Raw genomic sequence first — 2,290 nt, 5'->3', positions numbered from 1 at the left:
TGGTGGAGCTAAGCGGGATCGAACCGCTGACCTCTTGCATGCCATGCAAGCGCTCTCCCAGCTGAGCTATAGCCCCGTTACCTGACTCATGTAACAGAATCGCTGTAAGCGAGGCGAATAATAGGCATGCCGCCGCAGACTGTCAATACTATTCCCATGACTCTCTAGCTAAGTGCGCAAAAACTCAACACTTCAGCCGCGATTCTGGAGAAAATTGCCTCTATACCCAAACGACTTGAAGTTGCAGGTAGGCGGCCAGTGAGTGAATCCCCATGAGCATAGGCAAACTATGTGATTGGGGTGAACGAACGTAGTAAACACCGCTGCAGCTTCAAGTAGGAAGGGTATATACGCCCATAAAAAAAGCAAGGCCATCACAGCCTTGCTTTTCATTTTCACGCCTCGCTCGCCTTAGCTGGCGATAACGCGCGATTTACTGCGCCGCACGCGCCGCGATATACGCCAGCGCCATATCGATACGTGCTAATACGCGCTCACGACCAATGGCATGCACAGTGGCATCCACTGATGGCGACTGACCCGCACCGGTCACCGCGACACGCAGTGGCATACCAATTTTGCCCATACCAATTTCCAGCGCATCGGCAGTGGCTTGGATAGCGGTATGAATCGCCTCAACGTTCCACTCCACTTCCGCCAGACGAGCACGCACCGCTTCCAATGGCGCTTGCGCGACCGGACGCAGATGTTTTTTCGCAGCATCTTCATCAAACGCAGCAAAATCTTCGAAGAAGTAACGGCTAGCCGCTGCCATCTCTTTCAGTGTCTTGCAACGCTCGCCCAGCAACTTAACGATATCAGTCAGCGCCGGACCATTTCCGGTGTTGATCCCCTGATCTTGCATATGCCACGCCAAGTACTCAGCAACACGCGCAGGATCAGCATGGTTGATATAGTGATGGTTCAGCCACAGCAGCTTATCGGTGTTAAACGCACTGGCTGATTTGCTTACCGCGTCCAGCGAGAACAACTGCTCCATCTCGGCAATCGAGAAGATCTCCTGATCGCCATGGGACCAACCCAGACGCACCAGATAGTTCAGCAGCGCTTCTGGCAGGTAACCGTCATCACGGTACTGCATCACGCTCACCGCACCATGACGCTTAGACAGCTTCTTACCGTCATCACCCAAGATCATCGATACGTGGGCATACTCAGGTACCGGCGCACCCAGCGCTTTCAGAATGTTGATCTGACGCGGCGTGTTGTTGATATGGTCTTCACCACGGATAACGTGCGTAATCTCCATATCCCAGTCATCCACAACCACACAGAAGTTGTAGGTTGGCGAACCATCGGTACGGCGGATAATCAGATCATCCAGCTCTTGGTTACTAAATTCAATCGGACCACGGATCAGATCGTTAAAAATCACTGAACCTTCTTGTGGGTTACGGAAACGCACCACATGCGGCTCATCCGGGGTATGATTATGCGCGTGATCGCGGCAGCAACCATCGTAACGTGGCTTCTCTTTCTTCTCTTCCTGCTCAGCACGCAGCGCTTCCAAACGCTCCTTAGAGCAATAGCAACGGTATGCGGTACCGGCTTCCAACATCTCATCGATGATGGCGTTGTAACGGTCAAAACGCTTGGTCTGATAATACGGACCTTCATCCCAGCCCAGATCCAGCCAGTTCATCCCATCCATAATGGCATCGATGGCTTCCTGAGTAGAACGCTCCAGATCGGTATCTTCAATCCGCAGAACAAACTCACCGCCCATACGACGGGCATATAACCAAGAGTAAAGAGCGGTACGAGCACCACCCACATGCAGATAACCGGTAGGACTTGGCGCAAAACGCGTTTTAATTTTCATGGTGAATCCAGGCCTTTGCTAAAGCTGTAGATATAAGCAGGTATAAAATTCTGTCAGTAGTTACCGGCGTGATACCTCACATCACAACGCCACTACACACAGCACTCACAGCACACCGTCACGGTTTAACCTGCAAAACGCTATATATAGAGAAGAGCACACCGAATAAAACTGAAAAGTGGCGCTTATTTTAGCACTCCCCCCAGAATGCACCAAGGTAACTAACGCGTTGCAGGCTAAAGCGATGCAAAAAAAGTCATTTTGTGGAAAAATAAATCAAATAGCTTGTTTTTACGACGGACGTACAGTTTGGCTAAAAAAACCGTTGACTCTCAACGCTTAGCCCCTATAATGCGGCCCTCGTTGACGGCGGGCGATTAGCTCAGCTGGGAGAGCACCTCCCTTACAAGGAGGGGGTCACTGGTTCGAACCCGGTATCGCCCACCA

Annotated in this window: 1 protein-coding gene and 2 tRNA genes; 1 reads left to right on the top strand and 2 read right to left on the bottom strand. The window is 51.4% G+C overall.

The features are described from left to right. Together L975_RS15770 and gltX are read right to left on the bottom strand one after the other, a co-directional pair. Positions 1-76 (bottom strand) — tRNA-Ala (locus L975_RS15770). 357 nt (positions 77-433) lie between these two features. Then, positions 434-1,843, bottom strand: coding sequence for a glutamate--tRNA ligase (gene gltX, locus L975_RS15765; RefSeq protein WP_047709270.1), 1,410 nt, complete (start codon positions 1,841-1,843; stop codon positions 434-436). A 371-nt stretch (positions 1,844-2,214) separates the two neighbouring features. Between gltX and L975_RS15760 the strand changes: the two genes are divergently transcribed. After that, positions 2,215-2,290: transfer RNA gene (locus L975_RS15760), tRNA-Val, on the top strand.

This window comes from Plesiomonas sp. ZOR0011 (assembly GCF_000800945.1).
Classification (GTDB): domain Bacteria; phylum Pseudomonadota; class Gammaproteobacteria; order Enterobacterales; family CAMTGL01; genus Plesiomonas; species Plesiomonas shigelloides.
This window is presented reverse-complemented; position numbering and strand designations above follow the sequence as displayed.

Bases quoted from the DNA above. Each gene is read 5' to 3' on its own strand.
- gltX (WP_047709270.1), bottom strand. From the start codon at position 1,843: ATGAAAATTAAAACGCGTTTTGCGCCAAGTCCTACCGGTTATCTGCAT.